The organism is Nonomuraea fastidiosa (assembly GCF_042751225.1).
Taxonomy (GTDB): Bacteria; Actinomycetota; Actinomycetes; order Streptosporangiales; family Streptosporangiaceae; genus Nonomuraea; species Nonomuraea fastidiosa.
Genome location: NZ_CP170570.1, coordinates 2021264 through 2039107, shown reverse-complemented (window position 1 = coordinate 2039107; position 17844 = coordinate 2021264). Strand labels below are relative to the sequence as shown.

General features: G+C 71.8%; 13 protein-coding genes. 4 read left to right on the top strand and 9 right to left on the bottom strand.

The annotated features are described in order from the left end of the window. Nucleotides 1–44 precede the first annotated feature (44 nt). Nucleotides 45–2039 carry a glycosyltransferase gene (locus tag ACFMQL_RS09140; RefSeq protein ID WP_364068821.1) on the top strand — a complete coding sequence of 665 codons (1995 nt, stop codon included), beginning with the start codon at nt 45–47 and terminating at the stop codon, nt 2037–2039. Here ACFMQL_RS09140 and ACFMQL_RS09135 read toward each other — a convergent pair. The 5 genes from ACFMQL_RS09135 to ACFMQL_RS09115 all read right to left on the bottom strand — a co-directional run bounded on the left by ACFMQL_RS09135 (nt 2029) and on the right by ACFMQL_RS09115 (nt 8157). Continuing rightward, nucleotides 2029–3183, bottom strand: coding sequence for an alpha/beta hydrolase family protein (locus ACFMQL_RS09135; RefSeq protein ID WP_378785230.1), 1155 nt, complete (start codon nt 3181–3183; stop codon nt 2029–2031). The genes ACFMQL_RS09140 and ACFMQL_RS09135 overlap by 11 nt on opposite strands. Next, nucleotides 3184–4182 (bottom strand): alpha/beta hydrolase, encoded by a 999-nt coding sequence (locus tag ACFMQL_RS09130; protein WP_364068825.1) that lies wholly within the window; start codon nt 4180–4182, stop codon nt 3184–3186. It abuts the gene before it with no gap. Continuing rightward, complete coding sequence (locus ACFMQL_RS09125; RefSeq protein ID WP_364068827.1) at nt 4179–5453, bottom strand: MFS transporter; 1275 nt, start codon at nt 5451–5453, stop codon at nt 4179–4181. Before ACFMQL_RS09125 ends, ACFMQL_RS09130 begins: the two co-directional genes overlap by 4 nt. 62 nt (nt 5454–5515) lie before the next feature. Next, entirely contained in the window at nt 5516–7405 is a 1890-nt protein-coding gene (locus ACFMQL_RS09120; protein ID WP_378785229.1) for a helix-turn-helix domain-containing protein, read from the bottom strand. Next, complete coding sequence (locus ACFMQL_RS09115; protein ID WP_364068831.1) at nt 7405–8157, bottom strand: 3-hydroxybutyrate dehydrogenase; 753 nt, start codon at nt 8155–8157, stop codon at nt 7405–7407. The genes ACFMQL_RS09120 and ACFMQL_RS09115 overlap by 1 nt, the downstream gene beginning before the upstream one ends. A 241-nt stretch (nt 8158–8398) precedes the next feature. Between ACFMQL_RS09115 and trpD the strand changes: the two genes are divergently transcribed. Next, nucleotides 8399–9445 (top strand): anthranilate phosphoribosyltransferase, encoded by a 1047-nt coding sequence (gene trpD / locus ACFMQL_RS09110; RefSeq protein WP_364068833.1) that lies wholly within the window; start codon nt 8399–8401, stop codon nt 9443–9445. A 13-nt stretch (nt 9446–9458) separates the two neighbouring features. On the opposite strand, the gene ACFMQL_RS09105 is transcribed toward trpD, so the two are convergent. The 3 genes from ACFMQL_RS09105 to ACFMQL_RS09095 form a co-directional block, all read right to left on the bottom strand. Continuing rightward, complete coding sequence (locus ACFMQL_RS09105) at nt 9459–10844, bottom strand: class II fumarate hydratase (RefSeq protein WP_364068835.1); 1386 nt, start codon at nt 10842–10844, stop codon at nt 9459–9461. 631 nt (nt 10845–11475) lie between these two features. Continuing rightward, nucleotides 11476–13482 carry a protein kinase gene (locus ACFMQL_RS09100; RefSeq protein WP_378785228.1) on the bottom strand — a complete coding sequence of 669 codons (2007 nt, stop codon included), beginning with the start codon at nt 13480–13482 and terminating at the stop codon, nt 11476–11478. 91 nt (nt 13483–13573) lie between these two features. Beyond that, entirely contained in the window at nt 13574–14704 is a 1131-nt protein-coding gene (locus tag ACFMQL_RS09095; RefSeq protein ID WP_378785226.1) for a serine/threonine-protein kinase, read from the bottom strand. A 684-nt stretch (nt 14705–15388) separates the two neighbouring features. Between ACFMQL_RS09095 and ACFMQL_RS09090 the strand changes: the two genes are divergently transcribed. Together ACFMQL_RS09090 and ACFMQL_RS09085 are read left to right on the top strand one after the other, a co-directional pair. After that, nucleotides 15389–15577, top strand: a complete 189-nt coding sequence (locus ACFMQL_RS09090) for a DUF5999 family protein (protein ID WP_364068841.1) — start codon at nt 15389–15391, stop codon at nt 15575–15577. Next, nucleotides 15574–16083 carry an N-acetyltransferase gene (locus tag ACFMQL_RS09085; RefSeq protein ID WP_364068843.1) on the top strand — a complete coding sequence of 170 codons (510 nt, stop codon included), beginning with the start codon at nt 15574–15576 and terminating at the stop codon, nt 16081–16083. Before ACFMQL_RS09090 ends, ACFMQL_RS09085 begins: the two co-directional genes overlap by 4 nt. 62 nt (nt 16084–16145) lie before the next feature. Here the strand turns inward: ACFMQL_RS09085 and ACFMQL_RS09080 are convergent, their stop codons facing one another. Further along, a complete protein-coding gene (locus ACFMQL_RS09080; RefSeq protein WP_364068845.1) occupies nt 16146–17798 on the bottom strand; it encodes a fumarate hydratase in 1653 nt (550 codons plus the stop codon). Between the last annotated feature and the right edge of the window lie 46 nt (nt 17799–17844).

The following is a 17844-nucleotide window of genomic DNA, read 5'->3' as shown; positions in this document are numbered from 1 at the left end:
CAAGCCGTCGCGCCTGATCCTGTATACGGGCGCACGCTGGCCGCATGGGTCTGAAGGTCAGTGTGATCGTCGATGTCCACAATCCGGGTGACACCGCCGACGCGTGCATCCGCTCCACACTGGAGCAGACGATGCCCGCGGACGCATACGAAGTGATCTTCGTGGACGACGGGTCCACGGACGGGATCGCCGAGCGCCTCGACGCCATCGCCGCGATCAGGCAGAACGTTCGCGCGCTCCACCTGCCGCACACGGGCTCGCCCATGCGCGGGCGCAACGTGGGGCTCGCCGCGGCGGCCGGTGACTACGTCTTCTTCCTCGGCCAGGGTGACCGGCTGGAGAAGGACGCGCTGGCCCGCATGTACGAGCGCGCCGTGGAGAGCGACGCCGACGTGCTGGTGGGCCGCCTGGTGCGCGACTGGGGCCCGCCGATGACCGCCTTCGAGCGCGGCACCTCACGCGCCGACATCCTGCGCGACCGGCTGCTGACCGTGCTCGTCCCGCAGCAGCTCTACCGCCGCGCCTTCCTTGAGGAGCACGAGCTGGGCTTTCCGGTGCCGGGCGGCCGCATGGGCGAGCAGGCGTTCGTGACGCGGGCGTACCTGCACGCCAAGGTCATCGCGGTGCTGGCCGAGCACGTCTGCTGCCACCTGGGGGAGCGGCGGCGCGCCGAGGAGGACCCGAGGGCCATCGTCAAGGAGCTGCACCGGCTGCTCGACGACGTCGACAAGTACCTCGGCGAGGGCCGCCAGCGCGACCGCGTCTACGCCCACTGGTTCCGCACGGCCGTGCTGCGCCCGCTGATGACCAGCAAGTTCGCCGACTCCTCCATCGATCGCGGCGCCCTGTTCCGGGTGGCGCAGGAGCTGACCGAGCGGCGCTTCCCCGAGCGCCTCGACCGCCACCTGCCGGTGCAGCTCCGGCTGGTCGCCGCGTACGTGCGCGCGGGCCGCCTCGACCAGATCGTGCTCATGGCGAACGCCACCAAGAAGGCCGGGCTGCGCGCCGACCTCACCGAGGTGCGCTGGGACGCCCACGTGCTGGTGCTCGGCGTGACCGTGGAGGTCGTGACCGGCGACGGCACGCCCGACCGCTACCGGGTGGACGGCGACCGTCTGCACTGGATCCCCCCGCGCGTCCTCGACACCAGGAAGCTGCCCGACGACATCACCGACATCACCGACGCGGTCGAGCGGGCCCGGGTCGAACTGTACGTCCGGCACGCCGAGACCGGCCTGGTGCACTTCCTGCCGCTGACCCAGGAGGTGGAGCGCATCGAGGACGGCCGGCGCAAGATGCGGGTGCGCATCAAGGCCGAGACCCGGCTGGACGTCACCCAGGCCGCGCTGGGCGAGCCGCTGCGGCCCGGCCAGTGGGAGGTGCACGTGCGCATGTTCTCGGGCGCCAACCAGGCGAGGAGCCGGGTCAGCAGGCCGGACGGGCCGCTCAACTGCCTGGGCGTGCTGGCACAGCGGCCCAGGATGCGGCTGGTGGTGCCGTGCTGGAGCGACCAGGGCGAGCTGGGCCTGGCCGTGGAGCCGCGCTCGTTCTCCGAGTCGATCGCGCTGGTCTCGCCGGGCGTGGAGGTCAAGCACATCGGCGGGCACGCGTACGTGGTGCTGCCGGTGCCGTACGTGCCGCCGAGCGGCGGCCCGCCGCTGGAGCTGGTGATGCGCGGCACCGGCAAGCGGGCCCGCGAGGTGTGCGCGCCCGCCCTGGTCGAGGCCGGGGTGCCGGGCAGGCTCGCGGGCCAGCTCGTCGCCAAGGTGCCGGTCAAGCGGCTGCTGCCGGGCGTCGAGCACCTCGGTCCCGGCTCGTGGACGTGCTGGCTGCGCTCGGCCGACGAGGAGGTCGGGCTGCGCTTCGCGCTGGAGATGCGCCGCGGCAAGGTCGAGGCCAGGCCGGCCGCCGCGGCCGACCCCCAGCGCTCGCCCATGGGCCGCGACACGGTGCTGCACAGGATCGGCAGGAGGCTGCCCGGCGCGCGCCACATCGTGCGTCTGGCGCGCGCGGGCGGCCACCGCTATCTCACCGACTGACCCAGCGCTCCAGCTCCTCGAAGGCGCTTCTGAAGGCCGGCAGCATGGGCTTGAGCCGGTCGGGATAGACGTCGACGAGGCTGTCGAGATGGTTGCCGCCCTCGATGCGGTGATAGCGGAAGGGGCGGTGCGGGCCGACCATCTTCGCGTACACGTCGGAGTCGCGCGAGATGGGCAGCAGCGTGTCGAGCGTGCCGTGCAGCGTGATCAGCGGCTTGGTGATGCGGCCGGTCAGCGCGATCTTCGCCATGGCCGCGTAGGGGCGGCGCGCGTCGTAGTCGTAGTCGGCGGGCGCGCCCGTGTAGGAGGGGTCCAGCTCCTTCTGGTAGAGCTCCTGGGTCAGCTCCCAGTAGTAGTCGCGGTGGAACGGCCACAGGAACTCCGAGCCCGCCGCGAACCCGGCCGCCCGCACTCCCGCCTCGTCCGGGTACGCCTTCAGCGCCTCCGGCAGGAAGTTCAGCAGGTTGTCGCCCTTGAGCCGCCAGAGCGTGCCCTCCCAGTCCACGCCGCCGTCGTACAGCCACCCGCGGTTCTCCAGCTGCCACCTGACCAGGTAGCCGCCGTTGGAGATGCCGGCCGCGAACGTGCGCCTGGGCGACCTGCCGTAGTGGCGCTTGACCACGGCCTTGGCGGCGACCGTGAGCTGGGTGAGCCGGTCGTTCCACTCGGCGATGGCGTCGCCCGGGCGGCGGCCATCGAGGTGGAAGTCCACGCCCACGTTGCCCTTGTCGGTGGCGGCGAACGCGTAGCCCTTCGACAGCACCCAGTCGGAGATCGTGTAGTCGTTGGCGTACTGCTCCCTGTTGCCCGGCGTGCCGCTGACGACGAGGCCGCCGTTCCACTTCTCGGGCAGCCTGATCACGAACTGGGAGTCGTGGTTCCAGCCGTGGGTGGTGTTGCCGGTGGAGGTGTCGGGGAAGTAGCCGTCGATCTGCACGCCGGGCACGCCGGTGGGGTTGACGGTGGCGGCCGAGTGCAGGCCCGCCCAGTCGTCGGGGTCGGTGTGGCCGCTCGCGACCGTGCCCGCCGTGGTGAGGTCGTCCAGCCTGGCGACCACCGCGTGCTCGGCGCCCGGCACGGTGAGCTGCGGCGCCGCCTGCAGGGGCGTGAGCAGACCCGCCACTAACGTGAGCGCGACGAACATCTACGCCTCCCCGAGGTGCTCGGCCAGCACGCGACGGAAGTCCTCGGGGCGCTCGATGTGCGGGCTGTGGCCGCAGTCGTCCAGCACCACCTCGCGGTAGTCGCCATAGCGCTCCAGCGCCGCCCGCATCTGCGTCACCATGGGCTGCGCGGGCGTGCCGGGGGAGCCGGGCACCGCGCCGATCTGTCCCAGGTGGGCGAGGTCGAGCAGCGAGGTGTCGGAGACGATCACGTCGTCGGCGCCCCTGATCCACAGGATGGGCGGCTTGGGGTCGATCTCGTGCAGGTCGTCGAGCCGGAAGTAGACGGGGGAGATGGCGTTCAGCACGCCGGTCTTGCCCGGCGCGACGCCCGGCCAGGCGTCGGAGGCGACCGCGTCACCGGGGTAGTTCGACTCGCCGACGCGGGTGGTCAGCATCGAGCGCAGGTAGAAGTCCTCGTCGGGGACCGGGTTCTTGACGTACGTGGACCTGAAGACGTTCCGCGGCGACGTGGGCGACTCCTCCGACAGGTCGCCGGCCTTGAGCCTGGCCACGAAGTCGGGGCTGGCCGCGCCCGCGCCCGAGCCGGTGCCGTCCGCGTGCGTCAGCCGCCCATCGGGACCCTCGGTGCCGCCCCAGCCGTACGGGGAGACCGGGTTGACCAGCGTGACGCTCGCGACGAGGGACGGCCGGTCACGCAGGAGCTGCAGCACCACGCCGCCGCCCAGGCTCCAGCCGACCAGGTGCACGCCGTCCAGCCCCAGCGCCTCGATCAGCTCGATGAGGTCGTCGGACCAGTCGCGCACGCCCCTGGTCGCGTCGATCGGCGCGGGGTCGCTGTCGCCGAAGCCCCGCAGGTCCACCGCCAGCGGGCGGAAGCCGTCCGGCACCGCCGGCAGGGTGTCGCGCCAGAACGCCGACGAGGAGACGTTGCCGTGCACGAACAGCACCGGCGCGCCGGTGTCCCTGCCCTCGACGGTCATGACGTGCTGGGTGAGCCGTGAAGTGGTGACCTTCATCGCGTGGTGATCCTTTCCGCGAGGTCGCTGCCCCGAGTTTCGCGCGCCGCGTACACGGCGGCCAGCGTGAGCACCGCCGCGAGCGCGAGGTAGAGGGAGATGGGCACGCTGCTGCCGAACTCGCGCAGCAGGGCCACGGCGATGATCGGGGCCAGCGCCCCGGCCACGATGGCCGACAGCTGCGCGCCGATCGACACGCCGGTGTAGCGGGTCCTGGTGCCGAACAGCTCAGAGAAGAACGCCGCCTGCGGGCCGTACATCATGCCGTGGAAGAGCAGGCCGACGGTGACCGCCGGCGTGATGACCCAGAAGTTGCCGGTGCCGACCAGCGGGAAGAACGCGAAGATCCACACCCCGATGCCGGCCGCGCCGGCGAGGTAGAGCGGGCGGCGGCCCAGCCGGTCCGACAGCGAGCCCCACATCGGGATCGTCACGAAGTGGATGGCCGAGGAGACCAGCACCGCGTTCAGCACGGTCGAGTTGTCCACGCCGCTCTGCGTCGCGTACGTGATGACGAAGACGGTCAGCAGGTAGAAGGAGATGTTCTCGGCGAGCCGGGCGCCGATCGCGATCACCACGTCCTTGGCGTGGTGGCGCAGCACCCCGACGATCGGGGCGCGCGGCTCCGGCGGCGCCGCCTGGAAGACCGGCGACTCGCTGATCGTCAGCCGGATCCACAGGCCGAGCAGCACCAGTACGCCCGACAGCAGGAACGGCACCCGCCACCCCCATGACAGGAACGCCTCGTCCGACTGCAGGGCCGCGAGGGCCGCCAGCACGCCGGTGGCCAGTAGGTTGCCGCCCGGCGCACCGGCCTGCGGCCACGAGGCCCAGAAGCCGCGCCGCGCCGTGTCGCCGTGCTCGGAGACGATCAGCACCGCGCCGCCCCACTCGCCGCCGAGCGCGAAGCCCTGCACCAGCCGCAGCGCCGTCAGCACCAGCGCGGCGGCGGGGCCCAGCGTCTCGTACGTCGGCAGGCAGCCGATGAGGAACGTCGCCGTGCCCATCATCAGCAGGCTGACGACCAGCAGCGTCTTGCGGCCGACCCGGTCGCCGAAGTGGCCGAAGACCAGGCCGCCGAGCGGGCGGGCGACGAAGCCGACCGCGTAGGTGAGGAACGACAGCAGCGTGCCGGTCAGCGGGTCGGACTCGGGGAAGAAGAGCTTGTTGAACACCAGGGCGGCTGCCGAGCCGTACAGGAAGAAGTCGTACCACTCGATGGTGGTGCCGATCAGGCTCGCGGCGACGATCTTCTTGATGGAAGTGGCCATGCCGGTCACCGTAGGATGTGACCGGAGTCACTCATATGGTGCGAGAGCCCACAGTCTTCCGCCTAGCTGTGTGGTTCGGCCGTGCGGCCCAGCCGGTGCAGGCGGAGCGCGAGCTGGATCTCCAGCGCCCGCTCGGGGTCCGTCCAGTCCTCGCCGAGCAGCTTGGCGACCCGGTCGAGCCGCTGCGTGACCGTGTTGACGTGGATGTGCAGCGCCTCGGCCGTACGCGACGGCGAGCCGCCGGTGCCGAAGTACGTCGTCAGCGTCTCGGCCAGCGCGGTGCCCCGGCGCGCGTCGTACTCGATGAGCGGGCCGATCACCCTGGTGACGAAGCCGCGCACGTCGCGGCCGTCGCCCATGAGCAGCCCCACGAAGCCCAGCTCGACCGCCCCGGCGCCGTCGCCCTCGCGGCCGAGCGCGATGAGCGCGTCGGCGCACCTGCGCGCCTCCTGGTAGGCCGCCGCGACGGCGTGCGCGCCGCCGGTCTCCTTCTGCCGCCCGGGCTGTGCCCAGGCGCCCGCCACTTTGGCCGCACCGGCCGTGGCGGGGCTGTGCAGCGAGGACGTCAGCTCCGCCGCCACCCGCCTGGCCAGGCCGCCGGGGTCGTCGCCGGGCAGCAGCAGCACGACCTCCTCGCCCCGGCCGGCCGCGAGCCCGTGGCGTACGGCCGCCTCCGATGACGCCCAGAACGCGGCGCGCTCCCGCTGCCCGCCGTGCTTGACCACGACCACGACGTGCGGCGCGCCCAGGTCCATGCCGAGCCTGCGCGCCCGGTCGGCGAGGCCCGGCGAGTCCGGCCGGGAGATCAGGTCGTCGAGCAGCTCGCCCCTGACCCGGCCCTCGGCCTCGGCCACGCTCCTGCGGAACAGCAGCAGCAACGCGCACACCAGCGCGGCACGCTCCAGGATCCGCTCGTCGGCGTCGTCGCTGCGCAGGATCAGCGTGCACAGCGGCTCGCCGCCCACGTCCACCGAGGCGATCAGCAGGTCGCCCCTGCGCACCGTACGTCCCAGCGCCCGCGACGCCTGCGCCGCCTCGAACACCCCGGGGTCCAGCTCGCCCACGTCGCCGCAGATCGCCCTGCCCAGGTCGTCAAGCACCGCCAGCGACCCGCCGAGCACGTCCGTCACCACGGCCGCGACGTCCTCGATCCCGCCGCCGCGCAGCACCAGCGAGGTCATCCTGTCGTGCGCGAGCGCGGCGCGCTCGACCGCCGCGCCGTGCTCCCTCGCCGTCTTGTGCGCCTGGGACAGCTCCTCCAGCGCGTTCCTGGTCTCCTGCAGCAGCCTGGCGTTGTCGATCGCGATCGCCGCGTGCGCCGCCAGGCTCGCCAGCAGCGACACCTCCTCCTGATGGAACGGCCGCGCGCTGCGGTTGGCCGCCATCAGCACCCCGATCACCCGCTGGCCGAGCCGCAGCGGCACACCGAGGATCGCGACCAGGCCCTCCTCGGTGACCGCCTCGTCGATGTGCTCCTGGTGCTTGAAGCGGGAGTCGGCGAAGTAGTCGGCCGTCGCGTACGGCGTCGCCGTCTGCGCCACGAGCCCGCCCAGCCCGTGCCCCATCGCCAGCCGCAGCGCACGGAACTTCGCCGAGATCGACCCGTCCGTGACCCGCATGTACGTGTCGCCGCGCTCGGGGTCGTGCAGCGTCATGTACGCGATGTCGGTCGCGAGGAGCTGCCTGGCCCGGTGCACGATGGCCTCCAGGACGGCGTCGAGGTCGCGCAGGGCGGCCAGGTCGCCGGCGGTGTCGTACAGGGCCGACAGCTCCGCCTCGCGCCGGGCCCGCCGCTTGAGCATGTCGCGCACCTTCAGCGCCTCGACCTTGGCCCGCTCCAGCTCCTCGATCTCCGCCGGGTCCGCGCCCGCCGCCCTGGCCTCGATGATCGGCCCCTCGAACTCGACCGCCGACGCCTCCCTGGCCAGCAGCTCGAGAAACCGCCTGGCCACTAGTGCGCCGTCCAGCCGCCGTCCACGGGCAGCGACACCCCCGTGATGAACGCGCCGCCGGGACCGCACAGGTAAGCCACCAGGTCGGCCACCTCCTCGGGCTCGATCAGCCGCTTGATCGCCGCCGGCTCCAGCATGATGTCGGTGACGACCTGCTCCGGCGGGATGCCGTGCACCCGCGCCTGGTCGGCGATCTGCGCCTCCACCAGCCCGGTCCGCACGTACGCGGGGCAGACGCACACCGAGGTCACCCCGTGGGGGGCGCCTTCCAGCGCCACCACCTTGGAGAACCCCTCAAGGGCGTGCTTGGCCGTCGTGTACGCCGACTTGAACGGCGAGGCACGCAGCCCGTGCACCGACGAGATGTTCACGAACCGGCCCCAGCCCCGCTCGTACATGCCGGGCAGCACCTTGCGCGCGATGAGGAACGGCGCCTCCACCATCACCTTCAGCATCGTGGTGAACACCTCGGGCGGGAACTCCTCGATCGGCGCCACATGCTGAAAGCCCGCGTTGTTGACCACGATGTCCACCGGCTCGTCGGGCAGCGCCGCCACGAAGCCGGGATCGGCCAGGTCCGCCACCACCGCGGTGCCGCCCACCTCGCCCGCCACCTGCTCGGCGGCCTCGGCCCGCACGTCCACGACCAGCACGTCGGCCCCCGCCTCGGCCAGACGCCGGGCACAGGCCGCCCCGATGCCGCTGCCGGCGCCCGTCACCAGCGCCGTACGCCCCGTCAGCTCCTTCGCCATACTCCGCACCCTAGGCGCTCTCCCGCGCGGGCAGCATGGGGTCGAGCGACATAGATGGGCGGCGACCTATGTGGATCAGTGGCATCTGCTATGTTGGGCGCATGATCGCGCATTTGTCCCAGTGGTGGTCCGCCTCCTAGGCGGTCCTCCCGGCATGATGCGCACACGGCCGCCTCGACGAGGCGGCCGTCACCGTGTGGTGGGTGTCCCCCCGTCGAGCACAGACGAGAAAGGGGACCACATGACCACCACCTGGCCGCAGCTTCTCACCACGCTGCTCGACGGCGTGTCGCTCACCTCCCGCCAGGCCGCCTGGGCGATGGAGCAGATCATGTCGGGCCGGGCCACCGACGCCCAGATCGCCGCGTTCGCCGTCGCGCTGCGCGCCAAGGGCGAGAGCGTGGCCGAGGTGTCGGGGCTCGCCGACGGCATGCTGTCCAGATCGGCGGCCATCCGGGTGCCCGGCGACCCCGTCGACATCGTCGGCACCGGCGGCGACCGGGCCGGCACCGTCAACATCTCCACCATGGCGGCCGTCGTGGCCGCCGCCGCGGGCGCCAAGGTCGTCAAACACGGTGGCCGGGCCGCCTCGTCCCAGGCCGGCGCCGCCGACGTGCTGGAAGAGCTGGGCGTGGTCATCGACCTGCCGCCCGCCGCCGTGGTCCGGGTGGTGGAGGAGACCGGCATCACGTTCTGCTTCGCGCCCGCCTTCAACCCGGCGCTCAAACGCACCTCCGGGCCGCGCCGCGAGCTGGGCGTGCCGACCGTCTTCAACTTCCTCGCCCCGCTCACCAACCCGGCGCTGCCGCCCGCCCAGGCCGTCGGCGTCTACCACCCGTCCATGGCGCCCGTGATCGCGGGTGTGCTGGCCGAGCGCGGCTGCTCCGCGCTCGTCTTCAGAGGCGACGACGGGCTCGACGAGCTGACCACCTGCGGGCCCTCCACGATCTGGGTGGTACGCAAGGGCAGGGTCACCCGCACCGCCTTCGACCCGCTCGAGCTGTCGATACCCCGCGCCCGCCCCGAAGACCTGCGCGGCGGCGACGCCCGGCACAACGCCGAGGTCGCCCGCGCGGTCTTCGCCGGCGAGGCCGGGCCCGTGCGCGACGTCGTCCTGCTCAACGCCGCCGCCGCGCTGGTCGCCGCCGACGGCACGCCGCCCGCGGCCGACCTGACGCCCGCGCTGGCCGCCGCCGTCAAGCGCGCGGCCGACGCGGTCGACTCGGGCGCGGCGCGTACGCTGCTCACCCGCTGGGCGCAGGCGACGCGGCAGGCCGCCGGCCGGTGAGCGCCGGTGATGCTCAGGGCCTGGTCATGGAGAGCACATCGAGCACGGCGTCGAGCTGCTCCTCGGTCAGGGTGCCCGCCTCGACGTGACCGCGCGCGATGACGACCTCCTTGATCGTCTTGCGCTCGGCCAGGGCCTGCTTGGCGATCCTCGCCGCCTCCTCGTAGCCGACGTAGCGGTTCAGCGGGGTCACGATGGACGGGGACGACTCGGCGTACTCGCGCAGCCTGTCCACGTTCGCCGTGATCCCGCTGACGCAGCGGTCGGCGAGCAGCCGCGACACGTTCGCCAGCAGCTTGATCGACTCCAGGATGTTGCGGGCGATCAGCGGAAGCTGCACGTTCAGCTCGAAGTTGCCGGACGCGCCCGCGAACGTGATGGCCGCGTCGTTGCCGATCACCTGGGCCGCGACCATCGCCGTGGCCTCCGGGATCACCGGGTTGACCTTGCCCGGCATGATCGACGAGCCGGGCTGCAGGTCGGGCAGGTTGATCTCGCCGAGCCCCGCCCGGGGTCCCGAGCCCATCCAGCGCAGGTCGTTCGCGATCTTGGTGAGCGACACCGCGACCACCTTGAGCTGCCCCGACAGCTCCACGATCGAGTCCTGCGCGCTCTGCGCCTCGAAGTGGTCGCGCGCCTCCACGAACGGGATGCCCGTCGCCTCGCGCAGCTTCGCGATCGCCGCCTGCGCGAACCCCTGCGGCGTGTTGATGCCCGTGCCCACCGCCGTGCCGCCAAGCGGCAGCTCCAGCACGCGCTCCAGCGCCGACTCCACCCGGGCCACCGCGTTCTCCATCTGCGTGGCGTAGCCGCCGAACTCCTGGCCCAGCGTCACCGGCGTGGCGTCCATGAGGTGGGTGCGCCCCGACTTCACCACGCCGCCGAACTCCGCCGCCTTCTCCCGCAACGCCTCCGCCAGATGACGCAGCGAGGGCAGCAGGTGGAAGCTGACCTCGGTGGCCGCCGCCACGTGAATCGACGTCGGGAACACGTCGTTGGACGACTGCGAGGCGTTCACGTGGTCGTTCGCGTGCACCGGGCGGCCCAGCCGCTCCTCGGCCAGCGTCGCGATCACCTCATTGGTGTTCATGTTGGACGAGGTGCCCGAGCCGGTCTGGAACACGTCGATCGGGAACTGGTCGTCGTGCTCGTTCTCCGCCACCTCGGCGGCGGCCTGCGCGATCGCCTCCGCCATGTCCTTCTCGATCACGCCCAGCTCGCCGTTGACCTCCGCGGCCACCGCCTTGATCAGGCCGAGCGCGGCGATGTGCGACGCTTCGAGCGTGCGGCCGGAAACCGGGAAATTCTCCACCGCTCGCTGGGTCTGGGCACGCCACTTCGCGCCGACCGGCACGCGTACCTCGCCCATCGAGTCATGTTCGATCCTGAACTCACTCATGACCTCCAGTCTTACTCACGCCCCCGTATTCCCTTCAGCAGGCGCGTTTTCGCGGCGGGCCGCCGCCGAGGGCGTCGTGGGGGAGGTGTCCGGCGGGGAGGCTTCCGCTGGATTACGGGCCTGACCTGCACTTTTGCCGCTTCTGTCGATCGTCGGCGTGGTGGCGGGTCGCCGCTGAGGGGCTTTGTCGGGCGGCCGGGTGATGTCCGGCGGGAGCGGGCCGGCCGGGTGTCCGCTCCGCTTGCCCGCGGTGAATTCGCTCACGCCTCCGCGAGGCTTCCGCTGGGAGGGGGTGCCGCCCGCTGCTGCCGGCGGGTCGTCGCTGCGCGAGCGCCGTGGGTTCGCGGGCCGCCCCCTCACAGGCCGGGTGTCGCGGTGGCTCGTCGCTGCGCGAGCGCCTTCTTCGAGCCCGGACGCTTACCGGCTGGGCCTGCCGCTCACCGAGCCGGCCGCTTACGGCCGGGGCGGCCGTTCACCGAGCCGGCCGCTTACGGCCCGGGGCCGCCGCTCACCAGCGGATTGCGGCCGCTCACCGGCGGGTTCTTGTGGTGCCGGTGAGCGGGGCTCTCAAGGCGTGGTCAGGGCACGAGTGGCCATTCACGCCGTTCGTGCCTGCCGGCCGGAGTGCGGGTCAGCTGGAGAAGAAGGCGACGATGAGGATGGCGATCACCACGGCGGCCGCGGCGGCCACCGCCATCAGGATCAGCATGCCGTTGCGGTTGGCCGGCGTCTGCTTCTCCGGTGGGCCGGCGATGGCGAACAGGTCCGTGCCCAGGCCGTGGCTCTGGCCCGGCTGCTGCCGACCAGGCGGCTGCTGGCCGGGCTGCTGGGGGCCCTGCTGCTGGGCGTTCGGCTGCGAGCCCTGCTGGCCCGGCGGCACGGGGTAGACCTGCTGGCCGGGCGAGGTCGGGATGCGGGTGGTGACCGCCGCGCTCTCCTCGTTCTGCGGCGGCTGCCCGCCCGCGCCCTGGTCCGGCGGCGGGAACGGGCCCTTGGGGCGGGCGATGCTGATCGTCCGCTCGGGGTCGTAGTCCTCTCCGGCGCCGGCCGCACCGCCCTGGGCGGCTGCCTGCGGGGCTCCTGGCGCGTTGCCCTGCGGCTGCGCGGGCCCCTGCGGGCCGGTGCCCGGCACATTCCCGTACGGGCTGCCTGGCGCGTTCCCATGCGGGCCGTTGCCCGGTGCCGTGCCGGGCGCGGTGCCCGGGGCCGGGGTGGCGAAGGCCTGCGGCCGGCCCGGCGGGGGATACGGAGTGTTGATGTGCGGCAACGTCGGCGAGTTCGGGCCGCTCACCGGCACCTGAGGTCCGGATGCGGCCTGCGGGCCCGATGCGGGGCCCCTGCCGCCGGCGGCCGCGGCCGGTCGCTGCCCCGGCCCCTGACCGGGCCCGCCTGGCCCGCCTGGCCCGCCTTGCATGCCCGGGCCCTGACCTCCAGGAACACCCGGTCCTCCCTGGCCGCCCGGCCCCTGTCCGCCGGGTCCGCCCGGGGCGCCCGGTCCGCCGGGGCGTCCGCTCGGGCCTTGCGCGCCTGGGCCACCCGGTGCGCCGGGGCCGCCGTACATGCCGGGTCCGCCAGGAGCGCCGGGAACGGGGGCGCCGGGAACGGGGGCGCCGGGGCGCTGCACGCCGGGCCCTGCGGGAACGGGCCCGCCAGGGCCTTGAGGTCCTGGCACGGACGGCCCTTGAGGGCCGCGTCCCTGTCCGGCGGGACCCTGCGGCCCGTTGCCGGATCCTGCGGGCGACTTAGCGAACGGGTCGGGCAATGCGGCCTCCTGCGCCTTAAGAGCCTCGGCCGTCAGCGCGGGCATCTCGCTCGTGGGGGTGTCGGCGACCATGCGCAGCAAGGTCTCCGCCTTGGCAGCGGACAGCCGCTGCCGATAGTCCTTGTTCAGCAGCCCGTTCAGCACGGGACGCAGCCGCCCCGCCTGGGTGGGCGGGTCGGCGTTCTCGGTCAGCAGCGCCGCCAGCGTCTCGGCGACCGTGGAGCGCTCGTACGCCGGCCGCCCTTCGACGGCGAAGTACAGCGTCGCGCCGAGCGACCAGACGTCGGACTCGGGCCCGGTGTACTCGCCTCTGGCCCGCTCGGGGGCGGTGTAGCCGGGGGAACCGATGACCATGCCCGTCTTGGTGAGCCGCGAGTCGCCTTCCGCCTTGGCGATGCCGAAGTCGGTCAGCACGACGCGCCCGCTCTCGGTGATGAGCACGTTGGCAGGTTTGACGTCGCGGTGGGTGATGCCCTGGGCGTGGGCGGCGCGCAGCGCGCCGAGCAGGTCGACGCCGATCTCCGCCACCAGCCGGGGCGGCAGCGGCCCCTCCTCCTCGATCACCTGCTCAAGCGAGCGGGCCTCGATGAGCTCCATGATGATCCACGGGCTGTTGTCATGAATGATGACGTCGTGGATCGCGGCCACGGAAGGGTGGTTGATCCGCGAGGCGATGCGTCCTTCGCGGACCATGCGTTCGCGCAGCTCCGCCCGCTGTTCCTCGGTGAGTCCGGGGTCCTGGCGGATTTCCTTGACCGCCACCTCGCGCCCGAGCGCGCGGTCGCGGGCGCGCCACACGGTCCCCATCGTGCCCCGGCCGAGCGGGGCGACGAGCTCGTAGCGCTCCGCGAGCAGGCGTGTCTGCTGTTCCGGCATGAGAAGAAGATATCGATTCTCGCTTGGGAAGTGCTTTACCCTCGCTTGCGAAGTTCTCTTGGCCAGAACCGCCGAGGAAGGAACAACTTTATCACCGTCGCTTTGAAACGAGCATAAGACGACGGCTGCGGCCGCTGTTCGACACGCCTGCGATGGACGCCCTCGCTGCTTTTACGTTCGAGCCTGGGCGAGGGCACGGAGAACGGCGCCGCGGGCGGGTCGGCGCGGTGCAGCCCCCGGTGCGAGGGCCGGCGTACGAAGGGGGCTGGGCGAGGGACGCCGGAATCCTGCCGCCCTGGGACTTGCCCTGCGCCTTGCCCGATGATTTGCCCGATGACCTGTTCGATGACTTGTTCGATGACTTGCTGGGCGACTTGCCGCGCGGCAGCGGCTCCTCGGCAGAGCCGCCCGCGGCCACCCTGGCCAGCATCAAAGAGGCGCGTACGGAATCGAGCCTGGTGGCGGGGTCGATCCGCAGCAGCGCGTCGAGCACGGGCGCGAGCGGCCCCGCCTTCGGCATCGGGATCGGCTCGCCGCTGGTGAGCGCGGCGAGCGTGGCGGCGGCCGTACGCCTGCCGCTCAGGCCCCTGCCCTCGACGGCGGTGTAGAGGGTCGCCCCGAGCGACCACAGATCGGCGGCGGGACTGGCCTTGGAGCCGAGCACCCGCTCGGGGGCGATGTAACCGGCGGACCCCAAAACGATGCCCGCCTGAGTGATGGAGACGTCACCTTCGAGTGCGGCCAGCCCGAAGTCGGTGAGTACCGCGCGGTCTTCGGTCACCAGCACGTTGCTCGGCTTGACGTCGCGATGCAGGATGCCCTTGGCGTGCACGGCGCGCAGCGCGCCGAGGATCTGCCGGCCGATCTCGGCGACCCTGCGCGGCTCGAGCGGCCCCTCCTCATGGATGATCTGCTCCAGCGACTTGGCGTGGAGCAGCTCCATCACGATCCACGGGCGGTCGTCCTCGGTGACCACGTCGAAGACGGTGATGACGGACGGGTGCGCGACCATCGCGGTGGCCCGGCCCTCGCGCTCGGTGCGGGCGCACAGCTCGGCGCGCAGCTCCTCGTCGAGGACCTTGGGCAGCCGCACCTCCTTGACCGCCACGTCCCGGTCGAGCAGCTCGTCATGTGCCCGCCAAACGGTGCCCATGCCGCCACGACCAACCGGCTCAAGAAGCCGATAGCGCGCGGCGAGGAGGTAACCGGAAGGCGCACGCATGGCAGGCAGCTTACCTATTTGTGTAAACCGACCAGTAGAGGCAGGGCCGATTAATTGTTGCGAACTTCAGTCAACCCGTATGACTCGTCGCGTCAGCAAACCCCCTGGTCACATCAGCAACCGGAGGGTCCGGCGGCCTCGCGGCCCGCCTCCGGTAGCCCAGCGTACGCGATCACCTCCCATTCGTCGCCACCGGGGTCCGTGTGGAAGCTTCGCTGACCCGGTGTTTGCCCAGCTTGTACGTCAGATGTGTCGATCGGCACAGCTTGCGGGCGAACGGTTGTGCATGATGCCTGGTAGGGCTCTTTCAGCCGTACGGCAGGCTGGTCGTCATGCACCACGGGGTGCCGTCAGCGAGTTGAAAGAGTGCCGTAAGGAGACGGGGGCAGGGTCAAGGCATAGGAACCCGGCGAAGCGCCCAGGCGTACTCGCGGGAAAGTGTCGGTACCCATCGTCAGACTGGAGCCGTAGGCCGAGGTCCCCGCCACCGCGGACACACCGTGAAGGACGTGATGAAGATGCGACAGAGCCTGGTTCGTCGCCGACCGCGCAAGCCGGTCAGGACCGCCGCTCTCGACCTTCGCACGCCGTCGGGCCGCCGCCTGCCCTACTGACCACTTGCCTGCGGCCCGCTGACAGAGATCATGAAGATAACGATCAGGAGCGCTATCTGAGAGGTGCGCGATGTGCAGTCACTACCCGCCTTGCCCGAGTGCCGACTCGCCCGACCGTGAGCGGGCCCACGTCATCGCGGCCCACCCCGACCAGGGCTGGAGCCTGCTCTGCAACGGTGTCGTGCTGTTCGATGACACCGGCCTGCTGCTTCCCGACGGCAGCGTCGTCGCTCCGCACCGCGCGCCGGTCGCCGCATGAGTGACGCCTGGGTCACCAGGCCAGAGGAGGAACGCGACGCAGAGGCGATCCGCCAGGTGCTGCTCGCCGCGTTCCCGACCGCGCTTGAGGCCGACCTGGTCGACGCGCTGCGCGAAGACGCCGCGTGGATACCCGGCCTGTCGATCGTGACCGAGCACGACGGCACGGTCGTCGGCCACGCGCTGCTCACCCGCTGCCACGTCGGCGACACGCCGGCGCTCGCACTCGCGCCCTGCTCCGTGCTGCCCGCCTACCAGCGGCGAGGCGCCGGCGCCGCGGCCATCACGGCCGCGCTCGACGCCGCCCGCGCGCTCGGCGAGCAACTGGTGCTCGTGCTCGGGCACCCGTCCTACTATCCGCGCTTCGGTTTCGTCCGCGCGTCCATCTACGGCATCCGGGCGCCGTTCGACGCGCCCGACGAGGCGATGATGGCCCTGCCGTTCGGGTCGGGGCCGGTGCCGTCGGGCACGATCACCTATCCCGCGCCGTTCGGCATCGCCGCCTGACCGCCCCGCCGCCGGGGGCGAGCCCCCAGCGGCGGGTCCGGCACGCGCCTCGCGACCGGGCCTCAGCGGCGGCCGATGGTCAGCACGGGGCCGGTGGTGTCGGCGAAGAAGTCCTCACCCTTGTCGTCCACGACGATGAACGCGGGGAAGTCGACGACCTCGATCTTCCAGACCGCCTCCATGCCCAGCTCCGGATACTCCAGCAGCTCCACCTTCTTGATGCAGTCCTGCGCCAGCCGGGCCGCGGGGCCCCCGATGGAGCCGAGGTAGAAGCCGCCGTACTTCTTGCACGCCTCGGTGACCTGCTTGGAGCGGTTGCCCTTGGCCAGCATCACCATGGAGCCGCCGGCCGCCTGGAAGCGATCGACGTAGGAGTCCATGCGCCCGGCGGTGGTCGGCCCGAACGAGCCGGAGGCGTACCCCTCGGGCGTCTTGGCGGGACCGGCGTAGTAGACCGCGTGGTCTTTCATGTACTGCGGCATCTCGCCGCCGTTGTCCAGCAGCTCGGCGATCTTGGCGTGCGCGATGTCGCGCGCCACGACGAGCGGGCCGGTGAGCGACAGGCGGGTCTTGACCGGGTACTTCGACAGCTCGGCCAGGATCTCGGGCATCGGCCGGTTGAGGTCGATGCGCACGACGTCGTCGGAGAGCTGCTCGTCGGTGGTGTCGGGCAGGAAGCGAGCCGGGTCGGTCTCGAGCTGCTCCAGGAAGACGCCCTCGGGCGTGATCTTGGCGAGCGCCTGGCGGTCGGCCGAGCAGGAGACGGCGATGGCCACCGGGCAGGACGCGCCGTGGCGGGGCAGGCGGATGACGCGGACGTCGTGGCAGAAGTACTTGCCGCCGAATTGCGCGCCGATGCCGAGCTTCTGGGTCAGCTCGAAGACCTTGGCCTCCATCTCCAGGTCGCGGAAGCCGTGGCCGGAGGCGGAGCCCTCGGTGGGGATGGAGTCGAGGTAGCGGGCGCTGGCGTACTTGGCGGTCTTGAGCGCGTACTCGGCGGAGGTGCCGCCCACGACGACGGCCAGGTGGTACGGCGGGCAGGCCGCGGTGCCCAGCGACCTGATCTTCTCCTCCAGGAAGGCCATCATGCGCTTCTCGTTGAGCACGGCCTTGGTCTCCTGGTACAGGAACGACTTGTTGGCCGAGCCGCCGCCCTTGGCCATGAACAGCAGCTTGTACTCGTCGGGGTGCCCGTGGGGGTCCTCGGCGTACAGCTCGATCTGGGCGGGCAGGTTGTTGCCGGTGTTCTTCTCCTCCCACATGGTCAGCGGGGCCATCTGGGAGTAGCGCAGGTTGAGCTTGGTGTAGGCGTCGTACACGCCGCGCGAGATGTGCTCGGCGTCGCGCCCGTCGGTCAGCACGTGGCGGCCGCGCTTGCCCATGACGATGGCGGTGCCGGTGTCCTGGCACATCGGCAGCACGCCGCCGGCCGAGATGGAGGCGTTCTTCAGCAGGTCGAGGGCGACGAAGCGGTCATTGCCGCTGGACTCGGGGTCATCGATGATCTTCCTGAGCTGGGCGAGGTGCGAGGCGCGCAGGAAATGCGAGATGTCGTGAACGGCGGTCTCGGTCAGCAGCCGCAGCGCCTCGGGATCGACTTCGAGGAACGTCCGCCCGGCCGCTTCGACCTTCCGCACCCCCTCCGAAGTGATCAACCGGTATTCGGTGTCGTCGGCTCCAAGCGGAAGCAGGTCGGTGTAGTCGAACTCGCCCATGTCCATCCTTTCGGTCGCTCCAAGAGATTACGCGCCCTTGAAGCCG

Excerpts from the sequence above, each read along its gene's own strand:
- ACFMQL_RS09140 (WP_364068821.1), top strand. The coding sequence starts at position 45 with ATGGGTCTGAAGGTCAGTGTGATCGTCGATGTCCACAATCCGGGTGAC.
- ACFMQL_RS09135 (WP_378785230.1), bottom strand. The coding sequence starts at position 3,183 with ATGTTCGTCGCGCTCACGTTAGTGGCGGGTCTGCTCACGCCCCTGCAG.
- ACFMQL_RS09130 (WP_364068825.1), bottom strand. The coding sequence starts at position 4,182 with ATGAAGGTCACCACTTCACGGCTCACCCAGCACGTCATGACCGTCGAG.
- ACFMQL_RS09125 (WP_364068827.1), bottom strand. The coding sequence starts at position 5,453 with ATGGCCACTTCCATCAAGAAGATCGTCGCCGCGAGCCTGATCGGCACC.
- ACFMQL_RS09115 (WP_364068831.1), bottom strand. The coding sequence starts at position 8,157 with ATGGCGAAGGAGCTGACGGGGCGTACGGCGCTGGTGACGGGCGCCGGC.
- trpD (WP_364068833.1), top strand. The coding sequence starts at position 8,399 with ATGACCACCACCTGGCCGCAGCTTCTCACCACGCTGCTCGACGGCGTG.
- ACFMQL_RS09105 (WP_364068835.1), bottom strand. The coding sequence starts at position 10,844 with ATGAGTGAGTTCAGGATCGAACATGACTCGATGGGCGAGGTACGCGTG.
- ACFMQL_RS09100 (WP_378785228.1), bottom strand. The coding sequence starts at position 13,482 with ATGCCGGAACAGCAGACACGCCTGCTCGCGGAGCGCTACGAGCTCGTC.
- ACFMQL_RS09095 (WP_378785226.1), bottom strand. The coding sequence starts at position 14,704 with ATGCGTGCGCCTTCCGGTTACCTCCTCGCCGCGCGCTATCGGCTTCTT.
- ACFMQL_RS09090 (WP_364068841.1), top strand. The coding sequence starts at position 15,389 with ATGTGCAGTCACTACCCGCCTTGCCCGAGTGCCGACTCGCCCGACCGT.
- ACFMQL_RS09085 (WP_364068843.1), top strand. The coding sequence starts at position 15,574 with ATGAGTGACGCCTGGGTCACCAGGCCAGAGGAGGAACGCGACGCAGAG.
- ACFMQL_RS09080 (WP_364068845.1), bottom strand. The coding sequence starts at position 17,798 with ATGGGCGAGTTCGACTACACCGACCTGCTTCCGCTTGGAGCCGACGAC.